Source organism: Vibrio sp. M250220, from assembly GCF_036533795.1.
Lineage (GTDB): Bacteria > Pseudomonadota > Gammaproteobacteria > Enterobacterales > Vibrionaceae > Vibrio.
Genome location: NZ_JATABI010000205.1, coordinates 1 through 468 on the forward strand (window position 1 = coordinate 1; position 468 = coordinate 468).

The following is a 468-nucleotide window of genomic DNA, read 5'->3' on the forward strand; positions in this document are numbered from 1 at the left end:
CTCAATTGGTTAGGAGCAAGCCGAGCCGATACAGGGCAAATCAAGCGCTTTGAAAATGCCCTGCAACGTATGGGCTTACCGCACCCCACTGAGCTTAATAAAGCAGAACAATGGCAACGCTACGCCAAAAATGTCATCAGCTTACGGGAGTTTTTTACCAAGGCCTTTTCACAGCCTTATGAAAACCCGAATGATAAAAATAAAGACAGATACATGGAAACATTAGACGATGACTACGCAGACTTGCGCGAGTACATTCACTGGTTAACTAAGGAACATAAAATCCTAGAAAAATCGTACCCAGCCCGAGCGCGAATGAAAGCGGTATATGCGGTGCTCCCTGAGGATGATATCGAGCAACTTGAACAATTTAAACTGCGCGGCTATCAGCTAAGCAACTGGTTACCAGAGAGATAAACCATGAAAAAATGTGTATCAATCTTTATTCTCCTCGTCGTTTGCAGCAGC

1 pseudogene is annotated in these 468 nt (G+C 44.4%); it reads left to right on the forward strand.

The features are described 5' to 3' along the window. A pseudogene (locus QTN94_RS20450) lies at positions 1–417 on the forward strand (LysM domain-containing protein); the annotation flags it as partial. Between the last annotated feature and the right edge of the window lie 51 nt (positions 418–468).